The following is a 1,055-nucleotide window of genomic DNA, read 5'->3' as shown; positions in this document are numbered from 1 at the left end:
ACCGATGCCACTCCACGACTGCTGCTCGCCGACGCCGCCGGTCGTGAAGCGCTGGGCGACACTGGAACGCTGACCGTACTCGATGCATCGCTCGACCACGCGCTCTCGCAAGATAATCCGCATACCGATGTCGCGCCGCATAACCTTGCTTACGTGATCTACACCTCGGGTTCGACAGGCAAGCCCAAGGGCGTTGCGATCGAACATCGGAACGCCGTGAACTTCCTGACCTGGAGTCATGAAGCATTCACGCCAGACGAGCTCTCGCAGACCCTTTTCGGAACCTCGCTCAATTTCGATCTCTCGATCTATGAGTGCTTCGCTCCTCTGACGACGGGCGGAACGGTTCATCTGGTCGACAACGTTCTTGCGCTCATCAGAAATCCGCACGATGTCAGCTTGCTCAATACGGTGCCATCGGCCATCACTTCACTGCTGGATGCGGGCGCATCGCTGGCATCGATCCGGACGATCAACCTCGCCGGCGAACCGTTGAAGCTCACGCTGATGAAGCGCATCTTCGCCGAGACCGCGATCGATCGGCTGTGCAATCTGTACGGCCCATCCGAGACGACGACGTACTCGACATGGATTCAAATGCACAGGGACGATCGTTTGACGGAGACCATCGGCAAGCCGATCGCCAATACCCGCATTTATCTGCTCGATGCGCAACGCCAGCACGTGCCGCTTGGTACGGTGGGTGAGCTTTACATCGGTGGCGAAGGCGTCGCGCGCGGCTATCTGAACCGGCCCGAACTCACTGCCGAGCGTTTCCTCGATGATCCCTTCGTTCCCGGCACGCGCATGTATCGCACGGGCGACCTCGCCCGTTATCGCACCGACGGCAACATCGAGTTCCTCGGCCGCAACGATCATCAGGTCAAGATTCGTGGCTTCCGTATCGAGCTTGGCGAGATCGAGGCGCAGCTCGTCAATCATCCGGCCGTGCGCGAAGCCGTGGTCATCGCGCGGGCGCGACATGAAGAGACGCAGGATCAGCAACTGGTCGCATACGTCACGTTGATGTCGGAGATCGATGTCAACGCCCTGCG

1 protein-coding gene is annotated in these 1,055 nt (G+C 59.8%); it reads left to right on the top strand.

The genetic code is table 11. The annotated features are described in order from the left end of the window. On the top strand, window positions 1-1,055 hold a 1,055-nt coding region (locus AWB76_RS38670), incomplete at both ends, for an amino acid adenylation domain-containing protein (RefSeq protein ID WP_157696348.1).

It is taken from the genome of Caballeronia temeraria (genome assembly GCF_001544795.2).
Classification (GTDB): domain Bacteria; phylum Pseudomonadota; class Gammaproteobacteria; order Burkholderiales; family Burkholderiaceae; genus Caballeronia; species Caballeronia temeraria.
This window is presented reverse-complemented; position numbering and strand designations above follow the sequence as displayed.